The organism is Paraburkholderia solisilvae, assembly GCF_902859875.1.
Taxonomy (GTDB): domain Bacteria; phylum Pseudomonadota; class Gammaproteobacteria; order Burkholderiales; family Burkholderiaceae; genus Paraburkholderia; species Paraburkholderia solisilvae.
The window spans coordinates 40,697-66,753 of record NZ_CADIKF010000041.1; the positions used below are offsets into that span (position 1 = coordinate 40,697).

At 63.9% G+C, this 26,057-nt stretch carries 24 protein-coding genes; 8 read left to right on the plus strand and 16 right to left on the minus strand.

The genetic code is table 11. From position 1 onward, the window contains the following. Positions 1 to 270 precede the first annotated feature (270 nt). Positions 271 to 1,314: an alpha/beta fold hydrolase gene (locus HV675_RS22800; protein WP_175113417.1), complete on the minus strand. Its 1,044-nt coding sequence runs from the start codon at positions 1,312 to 1,314 to the stop codon at positions 271 to 273. Positions 1,315 to 1,440: 126 nt separating this feature from the next. Then, the gene (locus HV675_RS22805; RefSeq protein WP_175113419.1) at positions 1,441 to 1,860 is read right to left on the minus strand and encodes a CrcB family protein; all 420 of its coding nucleotides are present in this window, start codon (positions 1,858 to 1,860) and stop codon (positions 1,441 to 1,443) included. A 234-nt stretch (positions 1,861 to 2,094) separates the two neighbouring features. Between HV675_RS22805 and HV675_RS22810 the strand changes: the two genes are divergently transcribed. Further along, positions 2,095 to 2,673 carry a TetR/AcrR family transcriptional regulator gene (locus HV675_RS22810; protein ID WP_175113423.1) on the plus strand — a complete coding sequence of 193 codons (579 nt, stop codon included), beginning with the start codon at positions 2,095 to 2,097 and terminating at the stop codon, positions 2,671 to 2,673. A gap of 27 nt (positions 2,674 to 2,700) precedes the next feature. Here HV675_RS22810 and HV675_RS22815 read toward each other — a convergent pair whose 3' ends face one another. Beyond that, the gene (locus HV675_RS22815) at positions 2,701 to 4,284 is read right to left on the minus strand and encodes a DHA2 family efflux MFS transporter permease subunit (protein ID WP_175113426.1); all 1,584 of its coding nucleotides are present in this window, start codon (positions 4,282 to 4,284) and stop codon (positions 2,701 to 2,703) included. A 324-nt stretch (positions 4,285 to 4,608) separates the two neighbouring features. Here HV675_RS22815 and HV675_RS22820 point away from each other — a divergent pair, with 324 nt between their 5' ends. Further along, positions 4,609 to 6,003, plus strand: a complete 1,395-nt coding sequence (locus HV675_RS22820; RefSeq protein WP_246270483.1) for an amidase — start codon at positions 4,609 to 4,611, stop codon at positions 6,001 to 6,003. Between the two features lie 75 nt (positions 6,004 to 6,078). Here the strand turns inward: HV675_RS22820 and HV675_RS22825 are convergent, their stop codons facing one another. The 4 genes from HV675_RS22825 to HV675_RS22840 all read right to left on the minus strand — a co-directional run bounded on the left by HV675_RS22825 (position 6,079) and on the right by HV675_RS22840 (position 11,419). Continuing rightward, positions 6,079 to 6,885: a hypothetical protein gene (locus HV675_RS22825; protein ID WP_175113430.1), complete on the minus strand. Its 807-nt coding sequence runs from the start codon at positions 6,883 to 6,885 to the stop codon at positions 6,079 to 6,081. A 404-nt stretch (positions 6,886 to 7,289) separates the two neighbouring features. Next, positions 7,290 to 8,672: a DUF6513 domain-containing protein gene (locus HV675_RS22830; protein WP_175113432.1), complete on the minus strand. Its 1,383-nt coding sequence runs from the start codon at positions 8,670 to 8,672 to the stop codon at positions 7,290 to 7,292. After that, positions 8,651 to 9,250, minus strand: coding sequence for a flavoprotein (locus HV675_RS22835; protein WP_175113434.1), 600 nt, complete (start codon positions 9,248 to 9,250; stop codon positions 8,651 to 8,653). Before HV675_RS22835 ends, HV675_RS22830 begins: the two co-directional genes overlap by 22 nt. Positions 9,251 to 9,340: 90 nt before the next feature. Then, entirely contained in the window at positions 9,341 to 11,419 is a 2,079-nt protein-coding gene (locus tag HV675_RS22840) for a sigma-54-dependent Fis family transcriptional regulator (RefSeq protein WP_175113436.1), read from the minus strand. Between the two features lie 418 nt (positions 11,420 to 11,837). Here HV675_RS22840 and HV675_RS22845 point away from each other — a divergent pair, with 418 nt between their 5' ends. Further along, the gene (locus tag HV675_RS22845; protein ID WP_246270484.1) at positions 11,838 to 12,305 is read left to right on the plus strand and encodes a dihydroneopterin aldolase; all 468 of its coding nucleotides are present in this window, start codon (positions 11,838 to 11,840) and stop codon (positions 12,303 to 12,305) included. Positions 12,306 to 12,319: 14 nt separating this feature from the next. Here HV675_RS22845 and HV675_RS22850 read toward each other — a convergent pair whose 3' ends face one another. The 9 genes from HV675_RS22850 to HV675_RS22890 form a co-directional block, all read right to left on the minus strand. Then, a complete protein-coding gene (locus HV675_RS22850; protein ID WP_175113440.1) occupies positions 12,320 to 12,748 on the minus strand; it encodes a hypothetical protein in 429 nt (142 codons plus the stop codon). A 109-nt stretch (positions 12,749 to 12,857) separates the two neighbouring features. After that, positions 12,858 to 13,367, minus strand: coding sequence for a formaldehyde-activating enzyme (gene fae / locus HV675_RS22855; RefSeq protein ID WP_175113442.1), 510 nt, complete (start codon positions 13,365 to 13,367; stop codon positions 12,858 to 12,860). A gap of 120 nt (positions 13,368 to 13,487) precedes the next feature. Beyond that, positions 13,488 to 14,393: a triphosphoribosyl-dephospho-CoA synthase gene (locus tag HV675_RS22860; protein ID WP_175113445.1), complete on the minus strand. Its 906-nt coding sequence runs from the start codon at positions 14,391 to 14,393 to the stop codon at positions 13,488 to 13,490. Then, positions 14,380 to 15,408 carry an ATP-grasp domain-containing protein gene (locus HV675_RS22865; RefSeq protein ID WP_175113447.1) on the minus strand — a complete coding sequence of 343 codons (1,029 nt, stop codon included), beginning with the start codon at positions 15,406 to 15,408 and terminating at the stop codon, positions 14,380 to 14,382. Before HV675_RS22865 ends, HV675_RS22860 begins: the two co-directional genes overlap by 14 nt. Further along, positions 15,405 to 16,493 (minus strand): methenyltetrahydromethanopterin cyclohydrolase, encoded by a 1,089-nt coding sequence (gene mch / locus HV675_RS22870; protein ID WP_175113449.1) that lies wholly within the window; start codon positions 16,491 to 16,493, stop codon positions 15,405 to 15,407. Before mch ends, HV675_RS22865 begins: the two co-directional genes overlap by 4 nt. After that, a complete protein-coding gene (locus HV675_RS22875) occupies positions 16,468 to 17,718 on the minus strand; it encodes an ATP-grasp domain-containing protein (protein WP_175113451.1) in 1,251 nt (416 codons plus the stop codon). The genes mch and HV675_RS22875 overlap by 26 nt, the downstream gene beginning before the upstream one ends. A gap of 16 nt (positions 17,719 to 17,734) precedes the next feature. After that, positions 17,735 to 18,661 carry an NAD(P)-dependent methylenetetrahydromethanopterin dehydrogenase gene (locus tag HV675_RS22880; protein ID WP_175113452.1) on the minus strand — a complete coding sequence of 309 codons (927 nt, stop codon included), beginning with the start codon at positions 18,659 to 18,661 and terminating at the stop codon, positions 17,735 to 17,737. A gap of 73 nt (positions 18,662 to 18,734) precedes the next feature. Further along, positions 18,735 to 19,772, minus strand: coding sequence for a beta-ribofuranosylaminobenzene 5'-phosphate synthase family protein (locus HV675_RS22885; RefSeq protein ID WP_175113454.1), 1,038 nt, complete (start codon positions 19,770 to 19,772; stop codon positions 18,735 to 18,737). A 312-nt stretch (positions 19,773 to 20,084) separates the two neighbouring features. Further along, a complete protein-coding gene (locus tag HV675_RS22890; RefSeq protein WP_175113456.1) occupies positions 20,085 to 20,471 on the minus strand; it encodes a 4a-hydroxytetrahydrobiopterin dehydratase in 387 nt (128 codons plus the stop codon). A 395-nt stretch (positions 20,472 to 20,866) separates the two neighbouring features. Between HV675_RS22890 and HV675_RS22895 the strand changes: the two genes are divergently transcribed. The 5 genes from HV675_RS22895 to HV675_RS22915 all read left to right on the plus strand — a co-directional run. Next, positions 20,867 to 22,675: a methanol/ethanol family PQQ-dependent dehydrogenase gene (locus HV675_RS22895; RefSeq protein ID WP_175113458.1), complete on the plus strand. Its 1,809-nt coding sequence runs from the start codon at positions 20,867 to 20,869 to the stop codon at positions 22,673 to 22,675. Positions 22,676 to 22,827: 152 nt separating this feature from the next. Then, positions 22,828 to 23,241, plus strand: a complete 414-nt coding sequence (locus HV675_RS22900; RefSeq protein ID WP_175113460.1) for a c-type cytochrome — start codon at positions 22,828 to 22,830, stop codon at positions 23,239 to 23,241. A gap of 141 nt (positions 23,242 to 23,382) precedes the next feature. Then, positions 23,383 to 24,219 carry a substrate-binding domain-containing protein gene (locus HV675_RS22905; RefSeq protein WP_246270485.1) on the plus strand — a complete coding sequence of 279 codons (837 nt, stop codon included), beginning with the start codon at positions 23,383 to 23,385 and terminating at the stop codon, positions 24,217 to 24,219. 65 nt (positions 24,220 to 24,284) lie between these two features. Continuing rightward, positions 24,285 to 25,064, plus strand: a complete 780-nt coding sequence (locus tag HV675_RS22910) for a hypothetical protein (protein WP_175113464.1) — start codon at positions 24,285 to 24,287, stop codon at positions 25,062 to 25,064. Positions 25,065 to 25,070: 6 nt separating this feature from the next. Next, positions 25,071 to 26,057, plus strand: a 987-nt coding sequence (locus HV675_RS22915) for a LysR family transcriptional regulator (protein ID WP_175113466.1), incomplete at its 3' end; no start/stop codon positions are given.

Sequence of the window (26,057 nt, forward strand, 5' to 3'; positions counted from 1 at the left end):
CATGCGGTGCTGAAAGTTTGCTGCACGCGTCACATGGCCGCTGCCGCATTCCACAGACTCAACGCATCAATATACAAGCCTATTCCATTTTCAAACCGTAAGGCCGCCGGCTGTCGCATGATTCACGCTGGCAAACCTTTGCCGCGCAAAACCGATGCCGGAGTCTGAAACGATGGACGACACGCTTAACGCATCGCGTTCACGAGGTGGTGTGTTCACGGCCAGCTGCGAATGGCGGGCAGGCCGCGGGTGCGCGTCGGAACCGCGCGGTCATAGTTTTACGACCTGCAGCACCGCGTCGGCAAATGCGTTGGGCGCTTCTTGCGGCAAGTTGTGACCGATGCCGCCGCTGATGTCACGATGCTGGTAACCGGCAGTAAACTGCTTCGCATAGGCAGCGGGTGGCTGATGCGGTGCGCCGTTCGCATCGCCTTCTAACGTAATGGTGGGCACGGAGATCTTCGGCGCCTGCGCCAGTCGTCTTTCCAGATCGTCGTACTCCGCTTCGCCCTGGGCCAATCCCAACCGCCAACGGTAGTTATGGATGACGATCGCTACATGGTCCGGATTGTCGAACGCCGCAGCCGTCCGCAGAAATGTGGCGTCGTCGAACTTGAATTGCGGTGAGGCATGCTGCCAGATCATCCTGTTGAAGTCGGCGCGATGCTCCGCATAACCTGTGGCGCCGCGCTCCGTCGCGAAGTAATACTGGAACCATGCCTGCAGTTCGGCCTGCGGCGCCTGCGGCTTCCGGTTGGCCTGCTGGCTGCCGATCAGATAGCCGCTCACCGATACCAGCGCGCGACAACGTTCGGGCCATAGCGCGGCGATGATATCGGCCGCGCGCCCTCCCCAGTCAAAGCCGGCAATCACTGCCTTATCGATTTTCAGCACATCCATCAGCGCAATGATGTCTACTGCGAATACGGACTGTTGTCCGTTGCGCGGCGTGTCCGCGCGAAGGATGCGTGTCGAACCGTAGCCTCTGAGGTACGGCACGATGACGCGGTAGCCCGCGGCCGCCAGGATGGGGGCGACGTCGACGAAACTGTGGATGTCGTGGGGCCAGCCGTGCAGCAGGATGGCAACCGGCCCATTGGCCGGTCCCGTCTCGGCGTAACCGACGCTCAGTTTGCCGGCCTCGACCTGGCGGATCGGGCCGAATGAGGTGGATGAAACCGTTCGCTGTGAGGCGGCGGTTTGTGGCGGCGCGCTGGCCTTGGCCACATTCGGCAGGTCCAGCATGGTAAGGCCAGCCAAAGCCGAGGTGCCGCTCAACAAGCGGCGGCGTCGCATGTTCACTGGATTCGACATGTCCGAATTTTCACGAGGGCACTTCCGGTTAGTTGACGCCGAGCAGTTCCTTTTCCGGATCCCGATCTTGTGGCGGGGCCGCTGACGGCTTGCGCCGCGGAGCTCGAATGCGCGCCGCGTGGCCGCCTACGCCGTCGCTGCGCGTGCCCCGATGCACACGGCGAGCGCATGACCCAACACCACCGCGACGATGCATAGCATCACCGCGGCCACGCACAAAACGACCGAACTCAGCACATTGCTTGCGAGCCCCGTCGACGCGCCGGCGCGCAGCAGTTCCAGCGTCTGGAGGCAGAACGAGACGGCAGCGAAACCGCCGCAGACACCGGCCATGACAAGCGTGCGCAGGTCGGCGCTTATGGCCGGCGCCCCATCAGGCAGCATGACGGCGGAGAAGAAGCCGATGAGGAAGCTGCCCGCGATGTTGATCAGTATCGTGCGCCAGGCGATTGATCCGCCCGGCGCGCGGGCCGCGAGGTGCTTGATCCAATAACGGCCGACACTGCCGACGACTCCGCCCACAGCAACGTAGAGATAGGGGTTCATGACCGAACTCACATGCTGGACAAGTCCGGGTGAAGACTCCGGACCGGGCTGACTGCTTCCAGCAGCGATGCGGCCGGCGGGACGGTGGACTTCGCCAGTTGAGATTTCATGACCTACCTCTGCGGATGATTGACAGGGGACGTACAAAGCCTGACAACGTTACTATCTAACGTTTGTTAGGGGGAATGCTAGGGGCTATAATATGGACCGTCAACTCCTTTTTAGAGCGAGCCCGTGAAAAACCGAGCAGAGACGAATTCGAGCGACAGGATCCTGGCGGCCGCTAGAGATATTGCACAGGCGCATGGTTACGGCGGGTTGAACGTCCGTAGCCTTGCGGAAGAGGTGGGTATCAAGGCCGCGAGCCTTTACCATCATTTTCCGAGCAAGGCCGACCTCGCGGCCGCGGTTGCGAGGCGCTACTGGGAGGACGCGGCCGCACTGCTGGAAGCGCTATCGGCCGAAGTGCGAGATCCCGTCGAACGCCTGCGCAGATACCCCGACGTGACGTTTCGCAAGTCGCTTGAAAACGGCAATCGCATGTGTCTTGCAAGCTTTATGACTGCCGAGTACGACGATCTGCCCGAGGTGGTGAAGACAGAGGTTCAAACCTTCGCTGATGTCAATACCGCATGGCTCGCCAAGACCTTGTCCGCAGCAGGCATCGTCGGGCCGAGAGAAGCGAAGAAGCGAGCGCGCTCCATCTTTTCTGCAGTCGTCGGCGCCCAGTTGATGGCGCGCGGCCGTTCCGATCTAGCGCTCTTTGATGCGCTGATCGAAGGCTACCGGGCGAGCGGACTCTTGCCGAAGTGAACGAAGCGCACGTACTGCCGTGCCCCCTCAGTGCGCGTCGGGCGGCGGCGCAGCATTGCCGATCGGCCGCGTAAAGAACGCGCAGATGAGCCCCACGCCGAAGCACAGCGCGACGGCAAGGAATGTGTCGGCGAATGTCAGCGTGAGCGCCTCGCGCATCACAAGGGACTGCAGCATGCCCATACTGGCGTTGGCGGCATTGAGCGCGTCGCCCGCTGCGTGCGAGAGCCGTTCAGCCTGCTGCTGCAGAAACGCCCCGACGACCGGTCGACCGACGCTGACGTGCTCCGCGAGAATTTCATAGTGGAAATTCAGGCGATCGTTCAGCATCGTGCTGACGACCGCGATACCTATCGCACCGCCGAGATTTCGCATCAGATTAAAAAGCCCGCTCGCCGCTCTGAGCCGCTCAGGCGGCAAAGACCCCAATGCGAGGATGACGATGGGCGGAATGGCAAATTGCTGACCGAATCCGCGCAGCGCCTGAGGAAGCAGCAACTGTTCCCAGCCCCAGTCGTTGGTCAACGGTACATAAAGGTAGCAGCCGATGCCGAACATCGCGAGACCGATCATCATGAGATGACGCATGCTGATGTATTTCGCGAGCAGCGTATACACCACCATGCCGAGCAACTGGAAGCATCCGACGGACAGTAACGCAATGCCGGTTTGAAGCGAATCGAAGCCTCGCACGCGCGTGAGAAACACGGGTGTCAGAAAGACCGTGCAGAAGATGCCGATACCGATGATGAACGACAGGAGGCTGCAGATTCCGAAGTTCCGGACAGCCAGCGCACGCAGGTCGACAATGGGTTCTTTGGCGGTGAATGCGTGCACGAGGAACAGGAAGCCGCATATGGCGCAGACCCACGTACACGTGAGAATCACATCGTCGCCGAGCCAGTTTTTGCGCGGCCCTTCTTCAAGCACATATTCAAGGCAACCGAGGCACCCGGACATCAGCAATACGCCCAGATAGTCGCCCTTTTTGAGCAGGGAAAGATCCGCGCGGTCAAAGTTGACATACCGGGGCACAACTGCGGCGACGATGATGCCCGGTACTACGTTCAGGTAGAACAACCAGTGCCACGACCACTCGGCCGTCACCCACCCCCCGATGACTGGCCCGATGGTCGGCGCGAGCGTCGAGAGCGCACCGATTGTGGTTGATGCGATGAGCCGCTGCTTCGGTGGGAAGATCACGAATACGGTTGTGTAGACGGTGGGTATCATGGCGGCGCCAAGCGCCCCTTGAAGACCGCGAAACAGGATCATCGAGTTGATGTCCCACGCGAGCCCACAGAGCATGCTGGTAATCGTGAACCCGAGTGCGGAAAATGCGAACACCCAGCGTGTCGAGAAGACTCGGGTTAGCCAGCCCGACATCGGAATGACGATGATTTCCGCAATCAGATAAGACGTTTGTACCCAAGACAGCTCGTCCTGGCTCGCAGAGAGTCCGCCGCCAATGTCGCGTAGCGACGACGCGACAATCTGTATATCGAGGGTCGCCATGAAGAAGCCAAGACACATGATGCCGAACGCAAAGAGTTTCGTGCTCGTTGGCAGGTCCATGGGATTCGGCAAAGGCGCGACGGTTGAAGTGCTCATGTCGTTCTACTGTGTATATACACAACAAATAAATGAATGAAAGCCATATATTTCCCGGAACTCGGTACGGCTGCTTTGAGAGCAAAGGCAAGCACGGTGAGTTCCGCTCTTTTTCGGGGATATCCTCTGAAAAACGGGAGTTGACGACTGGGATTATAAGGCCTAAAGTTTCACCTAACAAACGTTAGGTAACAACATCGGCGGCATGTCGATTGCAATGCGTTCGTCGTCTGCGAAGACTGGCTATCGTTCCTGAGGAAGCGGGCTGGGCCGCCAATCTGCTGGTTTATCAATCATCGGAATTCGACTATGAAGTCAGAGATCTTGTATCAGGATGCAACAGGGCTGGCTGAACTGATCCGCAAACGGGAGATTTCGCCGGTCGAGGTCATGCAGGCGCATCTCGATCGAATCGAAGCCGTCAATCCCAAAGTCAACGCCATCGTCACGGTCGCAGACGACGCGCTGAAGGCCGCGAAGACAGCGGAAGCCGCGGTGCTGCAAGGTCATGAGCTTGGGCCGCTGCATGGTGTGCCCTTTACCGTGAAGGACTCGATCGACACCGCGGGTGTGCCGACCCAACGCGGCTCGCTGGTTTTCAAGGGACGCATACCGGATGCCGACGCAACCAGCGTCGCCCGAATCAAAAAGGCCGGCGGTATTCTGCTCGCGAAGACAAACCTGCCTGAGTTTTCGTTCTCATTTGAAACCGACAATCTTCTCAGCGGCCGTTCGAACAATCCGTGGGACCTGCAGCGCACACCGGGCGGCTCGAGCGGCGGTGAATCGGCGGCCATAGCAGCCGGTATGTCGCCGCTCGGACTCGGCACGGATCTCGGCAACTCCGTGCGCGGACCCGCTGCGCAAACCGGGATCGTCGCGCTCAAGGCGACGCACGGGCGCGTGCCGATGACAGGAATCTGGCCGCGCGCACCGCGCCGCTTCTGGCATGTTGGCCCGATGGCTCGCAGTATTCGCGATCTCGCCCTCGCGTTTTCGCAGTTGTCGGGTCCCGACGGCCTGGACGCTTTCGCGACCAGCGCAGTTCCGTTTGACGCGGGAATGGGGCGCTCGCCGCATCGGCAGTTGCGCGTGGGCTGGATGGTGGGACCCGGCTTCGGGCCTGTCGATTCCGAAGTTGCCGCCACTGTTCAAGCGGCAGCGCAAGCGTTGCAGGACGTCGGATGCCTTGTCGAGCCGGTACGTATACCTGCGCTCGAGCGAGACTTCGCCAATGACGTGTTCAACCGTCTGCACGTCATGGAAATGAAGCGGGAATTCGCGGAAGCAACTGCCGGGCGCAGCCACGACGAACTGTACAGGACGACCCAACGCATGCTCACCCGGCCCGATGTGTCCATGCAGGACTATATCGATGCCGAACTGGCCGTAGAGCGGCTGCGCGACGGATACGCCGAATTCTTTGCGAAGTACGACGCGTTGATTACCCAGGTGTTGCCAATCCCGGCCCACAAACATGGCGTCGACGCACTCACCATCAACGGTCAGACGGTGGAGGTCTCTTATATCAGGAGCGCGGCCGTCCCGCTCAACGTCACGGGCTTGCCCGGCATCTCGATGCGGTTCGGTACAAGCGAGGAGGGGCTGCCGATCAATGTTCAGATTGTTGGCAGCTGGCAGGCCGAGTCGACCATCCTCCATCTCGCAACGATGCTCGAGTCGATCAGCCCGGTTCGTCATTTGCATCCTGATGTTTGAGCGACTGGAAGCGAGACATTCAACGGACGAACATCCGGTTGTTTCGCTACCCGCTCGCTCTACGCGAGACTTCGTCTAGGGCTTCGCCTCCTCCTGCTTTGAGCCCATCGCCAAAGCAAGACGGCTTTGTGTCGCGACGAGCTGGTCATCCGTGGTTGCTACCAGCCACAGACGGGCATGTTGCGCGATCCAGCGGTTGTGATCCTTCAATGGGCCCAACGTGGCGGCGGCCTTCCAGACCACCGGCGCGATTTTGCTTTTTCTGCCCGACGGCGCGCCGACCAGCAGACAGTAAGGTCCTAGCGGAAGCGAGACAAACGGAAGTGCCGGACTGGCGTGCGCGCGCCAGTCGATGAACGGCATCTCGCTGACCAACAGCGGCGTGGGCAAGCCGTAGAGCACACTGAAATCGTACAGCGCCAGTTGCTCCCGCATGCCGACGTAAATACGCCGGATGTCGTCGACAACCGCCGCCCGGATTTCGTCCTCGAACATGGGCTCCTGCGCGTAGCGGGCCAACGCGTCGCGCGCTTCCCGTTGATACGCGCTGAACAGGCCGAGTTCCAGGCAGTCCTGTACCGCGCGCTGGACCTCCGCGACAGAGCCGGCTTCCTGTGGCGCGCCCAGCTGCGCCGCCCGCAAAAAGCGGGCAAGTCCCGCTTCCTGGATTGCAGGACCCTCCGCGGCTATATCGTCGACTTCACGATCTTTCGCGAGCGGCACGTAAATATATTCTTCGGCTGCGAAACGCGATTTCTTGCCTTCATCAAACTTGATTTCGCCATCAACGCAGTCGAGAAAGCGAGTGCCGACTCGGCCATGCTCCCAGATCCAGTTTTTCAGGAGCGGACGTAGCGGATGCAGTCTGTCTTGATCGGTCATTGAAACCTCCAGGTGCCCCAGTATAGTTCCAGGTCACCCATCGCTTCGGGTTCTCGCCGGGCCGACCTGTTTCGCGGCGGCCACAAACGCGTCATTGCGGACACCGCACCCGTGCAATGGACGGCTCTCCACCGCTCGAAAGGTCGCTCGAAAGGTCTGGCGACGGCAGGTGCCGCAGCACTGGGTGCCGCGGCGGTGCGAGTAGACACGGGCGCCGGCGCCGATTTTGCACCGCATTGCGACAGCCGTGTGTTTAACACCGGCGGACGTCCGACGAAGAATGATGGTGCTGGCTGGTGGCTGGACAGGCGGTGGCGGTCATGCGACCGTCGTTTTCTTTCAACGTGGGTGAGCCATTCATCGGACGTCGAAGCGCGGGAATTCAACGCACAATTCGAGTCTCGTCAGCCTTTTTTCTTCGTGCTCCCCGGCAGATGCCAGGCGATGAGATCCTGCTCCGGCCGATCGACCGCGCAGCCCCAGTCGAGCGGTTCATCCTGATCGAAGCGTTTGCCAAGCTGCCACGCAATTTCTGCCCGCGCGAGTTGCACGCCCAGATAGAACGCATGCCCGCCATCGTTTTGGACCTTCAACTGCGGATAGAGCTCGAACGGATCGGAAGCCGTCAGATGACCATCGCGGTTGTACACGTGAATGCCGTCGCCCGATACTTGCACACGAAAATTCGGATCGCGCACACCGGCCGCGAATTGCGCGATTTCATCCGCGCTATACGGGAACGGACGCTTCGCATGCAGCGCGGCAAGGTCGCCTGAAATGCCTTTCGGCAGCACCTGCGCCTGTTGCGCCGCGTGCATGATGCGCCGCGCGACATCCGCTTCGCGCACCGCACGTCGCGCATGCAGGCTGACCGACGTGGTCAGCACCGCGGCGATATGCAACTCGGCCGCGACACCGAGCAGCAAGGCATTGATGCCGGTCGTATCCGCTTCGGTCAATTCGGTGACGTTGCCGATTCCAAGCATGATCGCGATCTGCGGATAGCGTTCGCGCAGCGCGACGTAACGTGCGACCGATGCCGCAAAGCCAAACGGAATCGGGTCGAGAATCGGATCCGCGAGAAACGGCTTGCCGCGTGCGAGCAGCGTATCGATCGCCTCATGCAGCGACGCGGTATCGCGCGGCTCGCGCGCGACGACGATCGGCGTGGCCGCCACCTCGTCCGCGATCCACAGCGTGTCGGCATTCAGGCTCATCAGATAGTCGGCGCCCGCACGGCCGCCGCGCAGCAGTTCGTCGCTGAGCATCGAATCGACGCTCACCCGATAGCCCGCATCCTTCAGCATGCGCACCGCGTCTTCGAGATGCGGAAACGGCGTGTCCGGCAGGCAGCCGACGTCGATCACATCGGCGCCTTCATCAGCGTAGTGTTTTGCGCGCGCGGCAATACCGTCGAGATCGAGCCGCGGCGCATCGACGATCTCCGCGAAAATGTCGGTCTCGTAGCGCGACAGGTCCAGCTTGCGGGCCTGCTGTCCGAAGAATTGCGGCAAGTCCTTGATCTCCTCCGGGCCGCGCTGCACCGGTACGCCGAAATGCGCGGTCAGCGCGTCCAGATCGCCGCGGCAGCGGCCGGGCACGATCAGGCGGTCCGCGTCGAGCGGCGCCGCCACGCGCCGGCGGATCAGATCGGCGGTCATCAGCCCGGCGACCTGCAGGCCGATTTCGCGCACCTCCCATGTGAACGGCGGATTCGCAAAATCTTCGAGCACCTGCACGACGCTTTTTTCCGCGAGCCTGCCAGTCAGGAAGACGATGTGTTCCATGCGAGCCCGAGAGTCGACAGCCGTTGCGTGAGCGCGGCGCGCAGTTCGTCGAGCGAGCGCGCGACGGTGGTGTGTTCGATGCGTGCGAGCCGCTCGACGTTCTCGAGTTCGATCGCGCGCGGCCGCAACTCGACCCAGTCGTGCGGACTCTGCGTAATCACGGTCGGCTCGGTATCGCATGCGAAAACGATGCCGGGCACGCATTGCTTGCCGGCTTGCGCATACAGATTGGTCGGCAGCGTATCGGAAATGCCGAACGCGCATTTCGCCACCGTATTGCTGGTTGCGGGCGCAATCACCACTGTGTGATAAAGGCCTTCGTACAGCATGCCGACCGGCACGCTGCTCGCGCTGTTGTCGCGCATCACGCGAAAGCGTTCGCGCAGCTTCGCGACTGGCCATCCATATAGCGGCAGCACTTCCTCGCCGGCCGCGGAAAGGAACATATCGACATCGGGCAGCTGTAGCGCGAGGTCGATCGATTCTTCGATCAGGTGACCGGAACCCGTCACGCACCAGGCAAAGCGCGCGTCGGGACGGAATTCGCCGGGGCGGCGGGCAGGCGACGGCGCGCTCATGGATGGTTCAGCCGCGAGTTGAGCTGCAAGTCGAGCCGCAAGTCGAGCCGCAAGTCGAGCCGCGAATCGGGCCGCGAGGTCAGCCGTACCTCACACATCGTCTAGCGGCGACGTGGACGGCGTGTCGTGCGACAGCCGGATATACAGTCTGTGCATCTTCCGGTACAACGTGTTGCGGCTGATGCCGAGCGTCTTCGCGACATTGCTGACGTTCCAGCGGTGCTCGTCGAGCATCGCCAGCACCGTTTCGCGTTCCTTGATCTGGATCGCGTTGAGCGACGAAACGTCGCAATCGTCCGGCAGCGCGAGCATATCCGGGATACCGCCAGGCGGTTCCGTTGCACGCGCAACGGTCGCCGGCGCGCCGTTGGCCTGCATGATTTCCGGCGGCAGATGCGCGCAGCGGATCTCCGGCCCGTCGCACAACGCAATCGCCATTTGCAGCACGTGCCGCAACTGGCGGATATTGCCAGGCCACGCATAGTTGAGCAGCGCCTGGCGCGCTTCGATGCTGAGCGGCGGCGCCTTGTCCGATTCGCTGTCCAGCAGATGCTCGATCAGCGCGCCGATATCCGCGCGCTCGCGCAGCGCGGGCAGATTGATTTCGATGCCGCTTAGCCGGTAATACAGGTCTTCGCGGAAGAGTCCGCGCTGCACGAGATCCATCAGGTTACGGTGGCTCGCGCTGATCAGCTGGAAATCGACCTTCGTCGTGGTCTCGGTGCCTAGCGGCGAGACCTCGTGTTCTTCGAGCACGCGCAGCAGGCGCGCTTGCAGCGCCATTGGCATATCGCCGATTTCATCGAGAAACAGCGTGCCGTTGTTCGCCTGCACGATCTTGCCGCGCCGTCCTTCGCGCTGCGCGCCGGTAAATGCGCCGGCGCGATAGCCGAACAGCTCGCTTTCGATCAGGTTTTCCGGCAGCGATGCGCAGTTCACCGCGACAAAGCTGCCGCCGCTGTTCGGGCTGATGCTGTGCAGCGCATTCGCGAAGACTTCCTTGCCGGTGCCGGTCTGGCCGCGCAGGATGATCGGAATCTTGCGCTGGATCGCGCGCGCCGCGAGCTGGATTTGCGAGGCCATCCGCGGGTCGCCGAATTCGAGTTGCGACAGCTTGTCGAGGCGCCCGCTTGCCGGTGCGCGCGTGTCCTTGCTCTTTGCCGTGCGCGCGCGCGGGGTGGCATCGCCGCCGGCCGCGCGCGTCGCGGGCAAGGTCGGGAAGGCGCTCGCAAAGGTGGTCGCATCGCGCGGCGTTTGCGCGACGAGGAAGAAGCGGTTGTTCGTATGCGCGCCGTAGACGGTTACCGGATGAAACGAACCGCGAATGCTGCGCGCGATCATGTCTTCGAGGCTCGCGTTGAACGCTTCTTCGATGCGCTTGCCGCACAACTGCTCCGGCGAACGCAGATCGAGCTGGAACAGCGCGCTGCGGCTCGCCGCGAGCACCACGCCTTCATCGTCGACCGCGAGCTTGCCCGCGTGCAGCGTGCCGACGAATTCGGGCCGGCTGTGGAAGTGGATCATGTTCGCGCGCCGGTAGCGCGAGTCGATCAGCCGGTTTTCGATCATCTGCCGCGACATGCCGACCAGCACCAGAGAATGCTGCTGCAGCAGTTTCGAGCGGCTCGTCACGTCGAGCACGCCGGCGACCGTGCCGCGATCGTCGAAGATCGGCGCGGCGGAGCAGGTCAGCGACGTATAGCGCGGATAGAAATGTTCGTGCTGATAGACGGCGAGGCACTCGCGCTCCGCCAGACAGGTGCCCATGCCGTTCGTGCCGGCGGTGCGCTCGCTCCACACCGCGCCGACGCGCAGGCCGTCCGCGGCGACAGCCTCGCCGAACGGCACCGACGACACCTGATGCACGATCACGCCGTCCGCATCGGTCAGCACGACCGCGAGACTCGGGTCGGCGAGCTGCTGATACAGCGTGGTCATTTCGAGCTTCGAGCATGCGATCAGATCGCTCGCGGCTTCACGGCGCGCGGCGAGCTCATGCTGCGTGAGCACCGGCGGCATGATGAAGCGGCCCGGATCGAGACCGAACTCGTTCAGGCAACGCGTCCACGATTGCGCGACCGAGTCGCTCGTATGACGCACGGGCGACTGGTTGTGAACCGTATTCAGAACATCACGGACATGCGAATTGATGTCAGCGAGCGATGACATGTTGGGGCGTCTCCATTGCGTTCGGCCTGTCCGCACCGTGCGAGCGGCGCGCCGACGCCTTTATATGTGTGTCTATTCCCCTGTGCGCCGCGCGATCTGTGCCGCGCGTCCGCCAAGCCACAGCAGACAGCAGACGATTGTAGGCACCTGCTTCATTGCCCGTTGCCGAACACTCTACAACCGATAGCGCCCGTCATCAATAAGTAGTCTTATAAGGACCTCATTGCGTGCGCGCTTTTTGCTTGGTGTCACAGACTGCTCTTTGCGCATCCTTCATATTTGATATGCATGGCGCAACGCGGGCGGTCAGGATCTGCACTCACATGATTCCAGCACCACAGGTAGCGGAGTGACCCATATGGAGCGTTTCGATGCAATTCGCGCGGCCCGGCAACCGATCGACGTACCGCTTGCCGATATGAACGGACGGTTCGCCGAAGGCGAGACGATGACCGAGACACTGGTCCGCGCTGCGCTGGACATCGTGTATATCGAAGGCTTCACCGGCCAGACGGTGATCGGCATCGATGCGCCAGAGCTGCACACCGCGCAGCCGGTGCGGCTCGATCTCGCGATCGGCGTGCCGAGGCTTCGCGCATGCGCTACCGATCGCATCACGGATACCGTCAACTATGCGGCGGTGCGCACCGAACTGCATACGCTTCTTGCAACGCACAAAGTGCAACTGCTGGAGGCACTGGCCGAGCAGATCGCGCAATTGATGATCAGCGCGTTCGGCGCGCACTGGGTTCGCGTGTCGCTCAGCAAACCCGCGAAGTTCGACGACGTCGCCGCGGTCGGCGTGCTGATCGAGCGCCGGCGCAGCGAAACGCGCAGCGTCTGGGGCGCATGCGCGTCGCTTGGCGAAGGGCTGATTCCCGATTGAGCGGCGCGGCGGCGCTATTTCGCCGCCGCGGACGATGCGGGTTTACCTAAGCCGCACTGATCGTACGCAGTCTGCTGCAAGGTGCGGAATTTCTTCGTCTGCGCGCGCGCCTTGTCCATGCGGAATTCGGCGCCGCCTTCGCCACCCATCGTCGCGTACTTCGAGAAGGTCGATTGCTCGACGTAATCGTCGTACGGCAGTTGCGCGGCGAGCTTGTCGATCGTGCATGAGCACTTGTAGACGTTCGCAAAATCGTGGCCGTTTTCGTCCATGCAGCCGAGCACGTATTCGACGCGTCCCTCGGTCGGATAGTTGTAGCCTTGCGCGGGCGCCTTGCTGGCGGAAGCGCCGGATGCCGGGCCGCCGGCCAGTGCGGCGAGCGGCAGGCACGCGGCGCAAGCGAGAGAAAGGAGCGCGAGCCGCGTGCGACAACGTGAAGTCATGCGAGGACCTCTTATCGAAACACCATGATGGTCAGCCGATGCCATGCGAGCCGCGCGCCGGACCGCTGTCGCCGCGCGGCTTTGCTGGACGGCATTCAGGCATCGACGTTCAGTTCGGCGCGAACGGGTGTGCAGCCGAACTCTTCTTCGACACCACTTCCGCTGCGCTCGGCTCGCCCGCTACCGCGCGTTGCAATGCCTCGCGTGTCGCCTTGTAGTTGAATTCCTGAATCTTCTTGTCGTCCTCGGCCTGCCAGTGGATGAACACGCCGACGCAAATAAAGAGGTCGTCCGCTTCATCCTTCGGAATCGTGCCGTCCTCGACGCAATCGGCGACCGCCAGCGCGACCGCATGCTGCGCGGGGCCGAACATCTGCACCGCCTGTTTGGCGCCCTTGATGGTCACCTTGTTGAACATCACCGTGTTCGGCTTGGTCATCAGGTTCGGAGCGACCACCGCGAGCAGCGAAGTGAAGCCGTCCTTGTTGTTGGTGAGTGCGTTGCAGAACGCGGTTTCGGCAGCCGACCCGCGCGGTCCGATCAGAAGATCGATGTGAGCGACCTCATTGCCGTCGCCGATGAGCGATTCGCCTACCAGGACGCGGTTTATCTTGGCCATGCTGTTCCTCCGATAAAGTTGGATCTGTCGACGCGGGGGTGGCTCGCGATGCACGGCGGTGTGCCGCGCAGGCGAGCGGAGAAAAACGCCATCACTTCGTCTAACAGGAAGCGTGCCAATTCACGGCCCTTCAGGTGCGGCCGCATCGCGCAGAAAGCGCTGCGGTGCAAGACAGATCGCGACAAACAGCGTGGCGACGGTCAGATCGGCGCTCGTGCCCGGATTGATGCCTTCCCGCTTTAATTCGGCATCCCACGCATCGAGCCGCGCCGCTTGCGGACCGTGCGGTGCAAGACGCCACTGTGCGTGCCGTTTGCCCGCTTCGCGCGTGACACTTTGCGCCACCGTCACACCCTGCTTGCGCACAATGTGCGAGTCGGGCCATCGGGCGAGGAACGTAAGAAACACATCGAGCGTGATGGTCTCGGGCGTCGCATCAGGGTTTATCTGTAGCAGGCCGGCGATCGCGTCGAGTCCGGTCGTGAACACGTCGGCGAAGCCGTTCTCGTATTGGCGCGCGATGCTGTCGCGTGTCGCCGCGAGCCGCATCGCGCTGCGCAGATCGATGGTCGGTTGCGCATGCACCGATTGTTCGGACGCGTCGCCGAGGCCGCCGGGGTTTGCCGCGCGGATTGCGAGGTAGGCGGCGCGTGCGTCGTCGACCGTGAGACCGGCGAGCACGCGTTGGTTCGCGTCGCGCCAGTGTGCGGCGCTGCGCAGGCTGCCGGGCTCTTCGAGCGCGGCGGCGAGCGGTGCGACCAGCAGCACGATGCCCAGGTTCGTGTTGCAGCCGGCCGCCTGCTGTGTGCGCATCACCGCGTCGAGCATGCGCGAGCCGACGGGGGTACGGTGCGCGAACAGCGCGGGCGCACTCGCGGCGGCGCTCGCGATGAACTGCTGCGCATCCATCTGGTGCCCGGCGCTATACGCGCTGACATTGCCCGGTTTGCGCGTTTCCACGTCGAGGCTGCACGCGCGCAAGAACGCATGACGTGCGAGCACGAGCGGATCGTCAGAGGCTTGCATGGCGCATCGGCGCGGTGGGCGGGATGGTGGCCGCGAGCCTGCGGTCGAGCAGATCGTCGACGAGCGCCGTGGCGATGTCGAACGGCGTGACTGTTTGCAGGCCGCGCCATGCGGCGACGCCGTTGACTTCGAGTACGAGCGGACTCGCGCCGGGTGCGTCTGGCGCGTCGGATGATACAGGTGGCGGAATCAGATCGACGCCCGCATAGTCGAGTCCAAGCGCATGTGTCGCGCGCACCGCGAGTTGCGCGAGGGTCTCGTCGAGCTCGGCCGGTTCGCAATGCGCGCCGCGCGCGACGTTGTGTATCCAGCCACGGCCGCCGCTGCGCCGCATCGCCGCGACCGCGCGCCCGCCGATCACCAGCACGCGCCAGTCGAACGCCGGGCCGGCCTCGCGCGCCGTTCGCGCTTGCGCCGAACGGCCGACGAAACGCTGCAAATACGCGACCTGCTGATAGCGCGCGAGCGACGGCAACGGCACCAGCGTGCCATCGCCGCGCGCACTCGCGCCGAGCCGTCGCAAGCCTTTGCCTTGCGAGCCGAATAGCGGCTTCAGCACGACCTGATGTCCGGCCGCGGTTTCGCGCATCAGCACGCGCTGCGCAAACGCGGCCGATTCGCCGGCCCATGTCGGCGGCGTCGGCACGCCGTTGCGGTGCAGCAGAAAACTCGTCATCGATTTGTCGACGCTGCGCTCGATCGCGCGCGCGTCGTTATAGACCGGTACGCCGCATTCGCGCAGCGCGTGCAGCACGCCGAGCCGGAGTGTCACCTGTTCGAATGTGCCGCCCGCAATGCCGCGCACGAATACGGCATCGGGCAGGGTGTGGCCGAAGCCGGGCAGCGCGAGGCCGTACGGTTGCCATGTCGTATCGATCCGGCAGGCGGCGAGGTCGATGCAACGTGCGTCGACGCCGCGCGCGCGGAACGCTTTTTTCAGGCGTGCGGTATGCCAGCCGGTTTCGTCGGTCATGATCGCGACGCGCAGGCCGGCGCCGAACACGGTCTCGCTCATGGCGTGCCCGCCGTGTCGCCTGAGTCGGCCGCAGCGGAGGGTGGCGCGCTCGACGCGAGCGGGTCCGCCGCGCCGTCCCACTGCCGATGCAGCAACGCGTCGTCGAGCCGTCCGCCGTAATAGGTCGCGCCGCTCTCGAGGCTGCTGATCCACGCCTCGGCCGGCGCGAACAGCGCAGGGTCGATCTGATAGAAATCGTGGTTGAACGACGCGAAGATATCGGCGAACGCGCGGCCGTAATCGCGCGAATTCCACGACGGCAGTTCCGCGGCAAGACGCCGTGCGAGCGCATCGCCGGTGACGGTCAGATGCACGCGGCCGCCGTACAGGATCGCATCGTTCGTGCGACCCATGGCGGCGAGCGCATCGGGCGCGGGCGGCGGCAGCGGCGCGATGCCGCTCGCCTCGACGATGTCGTCCAGCGGCGCGCCGATCACATGCGCCTTGTGCAGTGCGACTTCGACGACGCGCGCGACCACCTGCACGGTTCCCGCCAGAGATTGTGTCGGCGTGACGATGATCGTCAGACGCTCGGGCGCAAGGCCGCAGTCGTTCAGCACCTTGTCGATCACCGCTTGCGGCGGCAGTTGATGCACTTCCATCACGAGTACGCCGGCATCGTGCCGGTCGCGGTAGCCGAGTTCGTCGAATAGCGGTTCCTTGAACGCGAGCGCGCGCGCCGGGCCCGAACCGAGCGAGAAGAACTTCTTGCCGTTGTTCTGCTCCTTGCTGGCCGACAGGCTCCATCCCGCGTACTGGCTGCCGAGGCACGCGAGCACCGGCGTCGACGTATGCACTTCGATCATCGTCGGCCACAGCGGCTCGCGCTCGAGCGCAACACGCGGCGCGACGTGCCCGAGGCCGCCCATGCAGATGCGCGCGATCTGCACGCCGGCCGCGACGCTGCCGCGCACGGCGACGCCCGCGTCGACCATCGTCGTGCCGGATGCGGTGCGGGACACGTCGATGCGCAGCCGCGCCGCATCGGCGATCAGTTGCGCGACGAGCGGTTCGGCGAGCTGGTTGACGCTCAGCGTGTTGCTGCGCGCATGCGAAGGATCAGCCGGTTCGTTGGGTGAGGTCATCGTGGGACTCGTGGCAAGTGTCGATCAGTTCGATGAGACGCGTGTGTTGCCGCTCCAGTTCGCCGCAGAGCCGCGCGGGGGCCGCGGCGGTCGCGATCAGCGTGCAGACCGGTTCGCCGGCCGCGATGCGCATGCCAGGCTGCGGCACGTCGCGGCACGATGGCGCGGCGAACAGCGCGTCGCTCAGGCGCTGCGTGACGGTGAAGCTGAAGGGCGCGAATGCAACGCGCTGTGCGGCATAGCGGTCCGGCGCGCTGCGCGCCGGCTGCCGCGGCAAGCGGCCTTTGAGACAGGCGTCGAGATGCGCGGCGAGCAGTCCATGCGGCCACGCGGCGGGCGATGCGATTTCGTAGAGCGCGGCAGTCGACGAGGGCCGCGCATTGATTTCGAGCACGTTCACCGTATCGCCATCGAGCAGGAAGTCGAGGCTGTTCATGCCGACGAGTCCGGTCTTCGCGACGAGCGCATGCACGATGCCGTCGATGCGCGAGGCGATAGACGCCGGCAGGTCGATCGGGCCGAGCGAGCCCGTATGCACGAACGGCAATGCGTGGTGAGAGGCGCTCAGTTGGTCGGCGAAGCCGATCGTCACCGCACGGCCGCCTGCGGCGATAAACAGCGCCGACATCGAGCGTCCGGCAGCGAGGCGCTGGAAGTAATCGGGCGGCGCGGCGGCGTCCGGTTCGCTTGCCGCACGGATATGCGTGCCGCCGCATCCATCGGCGCGCTTGCCGAGCCATCCGTGTGTGTCAGCCGGTTGCGCGAAGGATACCTCCGGATGCGCGATGCCCAATTCATCGAGCAGCGTAAAGAAGCGCCGCGGGTCGCGCACCGCCGCGATCGTTTGCATCTCGTTGCCGATGAATCGCGGCATATCCGGCCGTTCATGCAATGCGCGTGCGAAAGGCTCCAGTCCGCTGCCCGCGATCAGCCCGAGCATGCGTGGCAGCCGCGCGACGCGCGCGAGCGCATCGAAGAGCTTGTCGGGGTCGACCGCCAGGCCCGTGCCGCCGATGTCGAGCCAGACCTTTGCGCATTGCCGCGTATCGCGGTCGCCAAACAGATCGAGTGCCGCGACGTTCAGTCGCGAGCGCGCCGCCGATTCGGTGAAAAGCCGCGCGGACAGTCCCGCGATCGCGACGAACGGCACGCGAATGTCGTACGCGTGCGCGTACGGCCGTGCCGCGGCACGCGGCGAAGGTCGAGCCGGAAGCCTCGCGCGCATCGTCCGGTGGCCGGTGTCAGTCGCGGCCGGCGACGATCGCGCGAGCCTCGTCGAATGCTTCCGCGAAGCCGAGATACACCGGCTTGCCGCCGGTGCGCATGCGCAGAAACAGCCGATGCTCGACCTGGTATTTCACGTTGCCGATCGCGAGCGCGCCGATACCGACCGCATCGGGCCGTGCAGCGCCGGCGAGCGGCTTGCCGTTGTCCATCACGTTGACGCCGGCGATGCCTTCGGGCGGCACCGCGTTGACGTCGGCGGCAACGCGCATGCGCTGCGCATGCGCGAGGTCCGCGCTTGCGACGACCTGCACGCCGGCCGCCGCGGTGCCGATCACGACGTCCGCTTGCGCGAGCGCCGCGTGCAGCGCGTCAGGCGTGCCGACGCCGATGCCGGCTGTCGTCGTGCTGAAGCGCTGGTTGACTTCGTCGCTCACGCGCTGCGCGCGCGCCGCGTCCGAATGGCTCGCAATCCTGACGTCGGCGCCGAGCGAGGCGATCAGCGCGGCCGACACGCGGCCGACCGCGCCGGTGCCGCCGAGCAGCAGCACATGCTTGCCGCCGAACTCTTCGCCGTGCTCGGTTTTCAGATGCCGCTCGACCAGCGCGACGAGCGCGGCGGAGGTGGTGTATGCGCCGCTCGGATCGGCGAACACCGAGACCTCGAAGGGCGGCACCATCGCCTGGCGCGCGTCTTCGAGCATATCGGCAGCGAGCATCACGTCGCGTCCACCGATAAAGATACCGGTGCGCGATACGCCTTTCGGCCCGCGCGAAAAGATCGCGTCTTGCGTCAACTGCACGACATTGCTCGCGTCGACATTGCAGTACGGCACGACGATCTGGTAGCCCGCGTCGGCCGCCATATTGACGTCGAACGGACTCATCTGCGGCGTGGCTGTGAACATATGCAGGATGTATGGCCTTTCGGTAGCTTCGGACATGGCAGTGGGTGATATCAAAGGGAGCTTGGGGTTTCGGTTCCGTTGGGCGTCGGACAATGGTGCGCGTACAGCGTCATCCGACGTTGACTCCGCAACCATGTGTGTGCGCGACGGCCAGCGTCGCACCGCGATTGCGCGCGACGGTCGCCGCGTAGACGACCGACGGCGTATCGCGCGTCGCCGCGCGCGCGGCGGCCAGCGCGCGTTCCGCCGCGTCGCCGCTGCGCACGAACGCAAAGCCGACTGGGCCCCACGACGTCTGGCCGATGCCGGCCTTCTGCTGGTTCGCGATGGCCTGGATCGCGCGGGCGACCGCCGGGCTCGAATACACGCCGCCCTGCACGGGCGCGAAGTATTCGCCGATGGTTTGCTGCACCGCGCTAATGCCGTCCGCGAACGCGTCGAAGTCCTGCTCCGCGATGCCGGGCAGCACCCGCATCATCAGCAGATGGCACAGGTGCGCGGCGAGCGTCTGCGGAAACGGCGGCAGCGATGCGAGGCCGCGCCGTTCTTCATCGCCATGCAGGCCTTCGCGGGAGGTGTCGTCGACGAGCACGACGCGCCATGCATCCGGAAACGGCTGCCGGCACAGCAACGGCGGCATGCGCGCATCCTGCGGTCGCGCGCCGCGCGCGGGGCCGCCGTCGACGATCAGCCCGCCATGATCGAAGCCGAGCGCGCCGATGCCGGAGCGCGCGCCGCGTCCGAGCAGCCGCGCGATCGTATCGCTGGTCGCGGGCACGCCGGCGAGCCGCGCAAACGCGGTGCCGACCGCAAGCGCGAGCTGCGTGCCGGAGCCGAGACCGCAATGCGCACGCGGCGCCTGCTCGATGTCGATGGCGACCGGCGGGCCACCCCATGCGTGATGCAATCGCTCGAGATACTGTGCGACCCGCGCGCGCTGCGCGTCGCTGCACGCATCCGCAATATGGGTGGTGTCGTCGGCAAGCCGCGCGGTCACGCGCGTGCCGCGACCTTCGATGACGAGTCCGATGCTGCCGAACGCGCGCCCGAGCGAGCCGCTCGGATCCAGAAAGCCCAGATGCAAACGGGCCGGCGCGTCGACGGTCACGGCCGACAGCGGCGCTAAACGGTCAGAGTCAATCGGCATGGCAAGTGTGTCCGGGAGTGTGCTTGCGAAGTCGTGGTGCGGCCCATGTTGCGCGTGCGCAGGCGGCTGCATGAGCCGCATCCTGAGCCGCAACCCGAGCGGCATCGTGAGCGGCAATCCACCTGGGCTGCATTCGGCAACAGCAAGGCAAAAGCCGTACCACGCACGCGCAGGGACACACCGCGCCGCCGCCCATGCGGCCGCTTTGTCACTGCGGTGCCGACGCTAATGGGTTGATGTTTCGTCGCGGTTTGGCCGTGTTCAGGTCGCGTTCAGGTCGCGGGTTGGGCGCGAATTGGCCAGTTCCCGCGCTCAGCTCTTCGGCGCGTCGTACTTGATATAGCGGAAGCGCTGATCGTCGGCGGGTGTGCCTTCGAGCGGGCCGCCTTCGTTGCCCGGCTGCCACTGAATCACGTCTTCGATCTTGTTCGCGAGCGCGAAGTCTTTGTCCGTGATGCCTTTGGCCGTATGCGTCTTGAGCTTGACGATCACGAACGCATAGGACACGGTCAGGTCCGGGTGATGCCATGCGGCTTCGGCGAGATGCCCGACCGTGTTGACCACCATCAACGTGCCCTTCCAGCTTTCGGTGCGGTACTTGCGCCGCAACCAGCCGTCTTCCATATACCAGTGCTGCAATGCACCCTTGAGCCGCTCCCGCACTTCGTCATCGGAATACACCCGCTCGGTTTGCGCCATGACTGACCTCGACTGATGTGATTGACATAGGACGGCGCGTGACCGGCATGCGAGCGGACCGGAAACGGACCGGCACACCGACCTGAAAGCGGACCTGCAAGCGGACCGACAAGCGGACCTGCAAGCGCACGCGCGCTGGACGTCCTCAATGTATCGCGTATTTGACACAGTATGTATCGTCATCCGAAGCGAAGCGGCACACGTTGACGCCGTTAAGCGCGGTACACCCCCGATGCGCACGGTCGGCATGGAATATGCGATCAGCCTTCATACGCATGAGCTGGGCAATGAACCCGGCTTGGTTTCGCTCGTTACCCGCATCCGGACGGCGCGGCTGGTGCAGCGCGGTAGCGTGTCATCGTGAGGTGGACGGTTTACCCAAATCTGGAGGAGACATGAACGTACGCACCCTGGTTCTCGGACTGGCGGTGGCTGCGGCAACGGCACTGAGTTCTTTCTTCGCACACGCCGATCCGCAGCTCGATTCGCTGCTGAAGAACCCATCCAACTGGGCATCACAGGCTGGCGACTATGCCAATCACCGCTATAGCCCGCTCAAGCAGATCAACGAAAGTAACGTAGGCAAGCTGCAGGTCGCATGGACGATGTCCACGGGCGTGCTGCGCGGTCACGAAGGCTCTCCGCTCGTGATCGGCGACACGATGTACATTCATTCGCCGTTCCCGAACAAGGTGATCGCGATCAACCTGAAGGATCAAACCTTCCTCTGGCAGTACGAGCCGAAGCAGGACACGCAGGTCATTTCGGTGATGTGCTGCGATACGGTGAACCGCGGGCTCGCGTATGGCGACGGCAAGATCTTCCTGCAGCAGGCCGACACGACGCTCGTCGCGCTGAACGCGAAGACCGGCGACGTCGTGTGGACCGCGAAGAACGGCGATCCGAAGGCGGGTGAAACCAACACCAATGCGCCGCACGTGTTCGGCGACAAGGTGCTCACCGGCATTTCGGGCGGCGAATTCGGCGTGCGCGGGCGCCTCGTCGCTTACGACATCAAGACCGGCAAGGAGGTCTGGAAAGCCTACAGCACAGGCCCCGACAACGAGATGCTGATCGACCCGAACGCGACGATGACCTACACGGACGGCAAGATGGTGCCGGTCGGTGCGGACTCTTCGTTAAAGAGCTGGAAGGGCGACCAGTGGAAACTCGGCGGCGGCACCACGTGGGGCTGGTATGCGTGGGACCCCAAGCTGAATCTTGTCTACTACGGCACCGGCAACCCGGGCACATGGAACCCGACGCAACGCCCCGGTGACAATAAATGGTCGATGTCGATCTTCGCGCGCGATCTGAACACCGGCAAGGCGAAGTGGGTGTATCAGATGACTCCGCACGACGAGTGGGACTATGACGGCGTGAATGAAATGATCCTCGCCGACATTCCGATCAACGGCAAGAAAGAGCCGGCCATCGTGCACTTCGACCGCAATGGCTTCGGGTATACGCTGAATCGCGAAACCGGCCAGCTGCTGGTGGCGAGCAAGTACGACCCGGCGGTGAACTGGGCGGAAAGCGTCGACCTGAAGAGCGGTCTGCCGATCCGCAACGCGAGCTACTCGACGCAAAAGGCCGGCCCCGACCACAACGTGAAGGGCATCTGTCCGGCCGCGCTCGGCTCGAAAGACCAGCAGCCCGCATCGTTCGATCCGAACTCGAGTCTCTTCCTCGTGCCGACCAATCACGTTTGTATGGACTACGAGCCGTTCGACGTCGATTACGTGTCAGGACAGCCGTATGTCGGCGCAACGCTGTCGATGTTCCCGGGGCCGAACGAGAACGGCGCGATGGGCAATTTCATCGCGTGGGACGCGTCGAAGGGCAAGATCGTCTGGTCCAAGCCGGAGAAGTTCTCGGTGTGGTCCGGCGCGCTCGCCACGGCCGGCGGCGTGGTGTTCTACGGCACGCTCGAAGGCTACATCAAGGCGGTGCGGATCAAGGACGGCAAGGAGCTGTGGAAGTTCAAGACGCCGTCCGGGATCATCGGCAACGTGTTCACGTATCAGTACAACGGCAAGCAGTTCGTCGGCGTGTATTCGGGCATCGGCGGCTGGGCCGGCATCGGTATGGCAGCGGGCCTGCAGAAGTCGACCGAAGGCTTGGGCGCAGTCGGCGGCTATCGCGAACTCGCGAAGTACACGGCGCTCGGCGGCACGCTGTTTATCTTCGCGATCCCGAGCTGAGGCGGGCTTCGTGACGTGACGATCCGCGTGCGCTGAAAAGGTGCGATGCGGAATTCCGGAGGCGCGCATGCCGCGGTGCGATGGCACCCGGTATGCGCGCATGACGATGGCCGGCCGGCCATCGGAGTCGAGAGTGGATGGGGGACGAACGCATGAAAGGCCGTTTTATGTTGTTGCCGTTAGCAGTGGCTGCATTTGCGTGGCCGGTTGCTTATGGACAGACCAATGCCCCGCAGATGAAACCGGTTGCCTACAAGGTGGTGGACGGCAACAAGGTCGACAACGATACGTACCTGGGGTGGAAAACGTGGCGCGCGCTGGCTTGCGAACGCTGCCACGGCGCGAAGCAGGAAGGCCTCGTCGGCCCGTCGCTCATCGACGCATTCAAGACGATCGACAAGAACGAATTTCATCGCACCGTATTCGGCGGGCGCATCGACAAGGGTATGCCCGACTTCAGTTCGAGCCAGATGATGCAAAAGAATTGGGAAAACCTTTATTCGTATCTAAAGGGGCGCTCCGACGGCAAGATCAATCCAGGCGATCTGCAACCGATCGACAAATGACCTGATGCGGACTGTGCCGTCGGCTTTATCGGTATTCCGATGTTTCCCGTTCCGGAGATTGTCATGTCCGCTCGAAAAACCCGCACAAGATTCGCCCTGTTGATGCGCGCCGCGCTCGTGTTGTCATGCACGGGCGGCGCGATGCAGTTCGCGCATGCGCAGGGCGCGCCGTCGCTGCCGAACAACGACGGCGCCGACAAGGTGCTGCGCGTATGCGCGGACCCGAACAACCTGCCGTTGTCGAACGACAAGGGCGAAGGCTACGAGAACAAGATCGCGGAAGCGATGGCGAAGGACTTCGGCTACAAGGTCGAATACACGTACTTTCCGCAGCGCATGGGCTTCGTGCGCCATACGCTGCGCGAGAAGGAACCCAATACCGATCGATACAAATGCGATCTGATCATCGGCGTGCCGCACGGCTATGACATGACGTCGACCACGCGTGCGTATCTGCATTCCACTTACGCGATGGTGTTCATCAAGAAGCCGGAGCTCGCGAATATCAACACGCCGACGGATTTGCTGAAGCTGCCGCCCGATCAGCTGAAGAAGCTGCGGCTGGGCATTTTCTCGCAGACGCCCGCGGTGGACTGGCTGCTCGCGAACAACCTGATCGATCAGGCGGTGTCGTACCAGGCGCAAAGCGGCGATCCGCAGGCGTTTCCCGGCGAGATGATCCAGCGCGACCTGAAACAGGGCAATGTGGACGTGGTGTTCGTCTGGGGGCCGATTGCCGGTTACTTCGCGAAGCGCGCGGGCAATGATGTGAAGCTCGTACCGTTCCCGCCGCAGCCGGGCATCCGTTTCGATTATGAAATCGCAATGGGCACGCGCTATGGCGAAAAGGCGTGGCACGACAAGATCGATCAGTGGATCGCGACCCATCAGGATACGATCAACTCGATTCTGACCAGCTACGACGTGCCGCTGTTGCCGCTTGCCGGTGCGCCGGTCGCGTCGAATGCGCCGCAATGATGGACGCGCGTGACAAGGATGCGCGGTCCGGCAATGCCGGTTGCGGCGCGATGCGGCGAGCGCCGATGCGACCGCTTGCCCGTGCACTGACGGGCGGTCTGCTGCTGCTTGCGGCAGTCGCGCTGCCGCCCGTCGCGCAGGCCGCGAAGCCGGCCGCATCCGCGGCGTCGCCGGCATCGGCCGATGCGCCGTCCAGTCCGATCACACCGGCCGAACGCATGCTGTTCATGACGCCGCATCTGCGCGGCGTCGCGGCGCAGACCGAGCTCGACTACTCGATGATCCTGTCGAAGCCGCCCGAAAAGGCCAGTGACACGGTGCGCGTACTCGTGCAGAGCCCCGATAACTCGGCGAGCAATGCCAGCGTCAGCGACCGCAGCGGCGAGGTCAAGGTGCCGTCCGGCGGGCTGCCGTGCAATCCGGTGATCCTGTATTTCCTCGAGCACGATATTGCCGAGATGGAGCAGTGGACTGGCGGCCAGCGCCGCTATTTCCAGAAGCGTGTGCGCCTCGCGCTCGCGGCGAACCCGCCGGTCACGGAGGTCACGAGCAATGCGAACGGCAAGCCCGTGAAGGCGCACAAGATCGAGATTCAACCTTATCTGAACGACCCGAACGCACAGCGCTTTCCGGACTACGTCGGCAAGCGCTATACGTTTGTGTTCGCCGACGATGTGCCCGGCGGCGTCTCGCTGATTCGCACCGAAGTGCCCGGCGAAAACAGCGATTTCGCGCATCCGCGGCTCGTCGAGACGCTCGCGTTCCAGGGCGCGCTGCGCAAACTGCCGCCTCCGGAACATGGCGCGCCTGCCCCGCCGCCGAACGGCCCGCGGGCGAGCCGCTAACCGCACATGAACCTGATCCGCGCGCTGACGCTTCGGCAATTGCAGATCTTCGTGATCGCGAGCCGTCTGCCGAGCTTCGCGCGCGCGGCCGAAGAGTTGCATCTGTCGCAGCCCGCGGTGTCGATGCAGATTCGCCAGCTCGAAGAGGCGCTCGGCTTGCCGCTCTTCGAGCGCGTGTCGCGGCGGCTTACGCTGACCGAAGCGGGTGAGCGGCTGTCGCATCACGCGAGCCGCATCATCGGCGAGATCAAGGACATTGAAGACACGATGACGTCGCTCGCGCAAGCGGATAGCGGCACGATCGCGGTCAGCATCGTCAGCTCGGCGACCTATTTCGCGCCGAAACTGCTCGCGCTGTATTCGCGGCAATACCCGAAGGTGGACGTGCATTTTTCGGTCGGCAATCGCGAGACGCTGCTGCGCCTGTTGCAGGACAACGCAACCGATCTCGCGATCATGGGACGGCCGCCGCCGGAACTCGGCACCACGGCAGAGCCGCTCGCGCGGCATCCGCATGTGATCATCGCGCCGCTCGATCATCCGTTGCGCGACGCGCGGCGTTTCGATCTGCAGGAGCTGGCCGGCGACACGTTTCTGCTGCGCGAACCGGGCTCGGGCACGCGCGCGGTGGTCGAGCATATGTTCAGGCAGAACCTGTTTACGCCCGCGCGTTGCGTGACGCTCGGCAGCAACGAGACGATCAAGCAGGCGGTGATGGCCGGGATGGGGGTGAGCCTGCTGTCGCTGCATACGCTGCCGCTCGAATTGCGCGCCGGCGCGCTGGCGGTGCTCGACGTGAACGGCACGCCGCTCGAACGGACCTGGCAGATCGTGCATCTGACGTCGAAGCAACTGTCGCCGACCTGTGTCGCGTTCCGGCGTTTCATGCTCGAGCATGCGCAGCCGTATCTGGAACGCGAGTATGCGGACTTCATGCCGCTGCCGTCGGCGGCGGCCGCCCGGCGCGCGGCCGCCGCGGCCACGAAGGGCGGT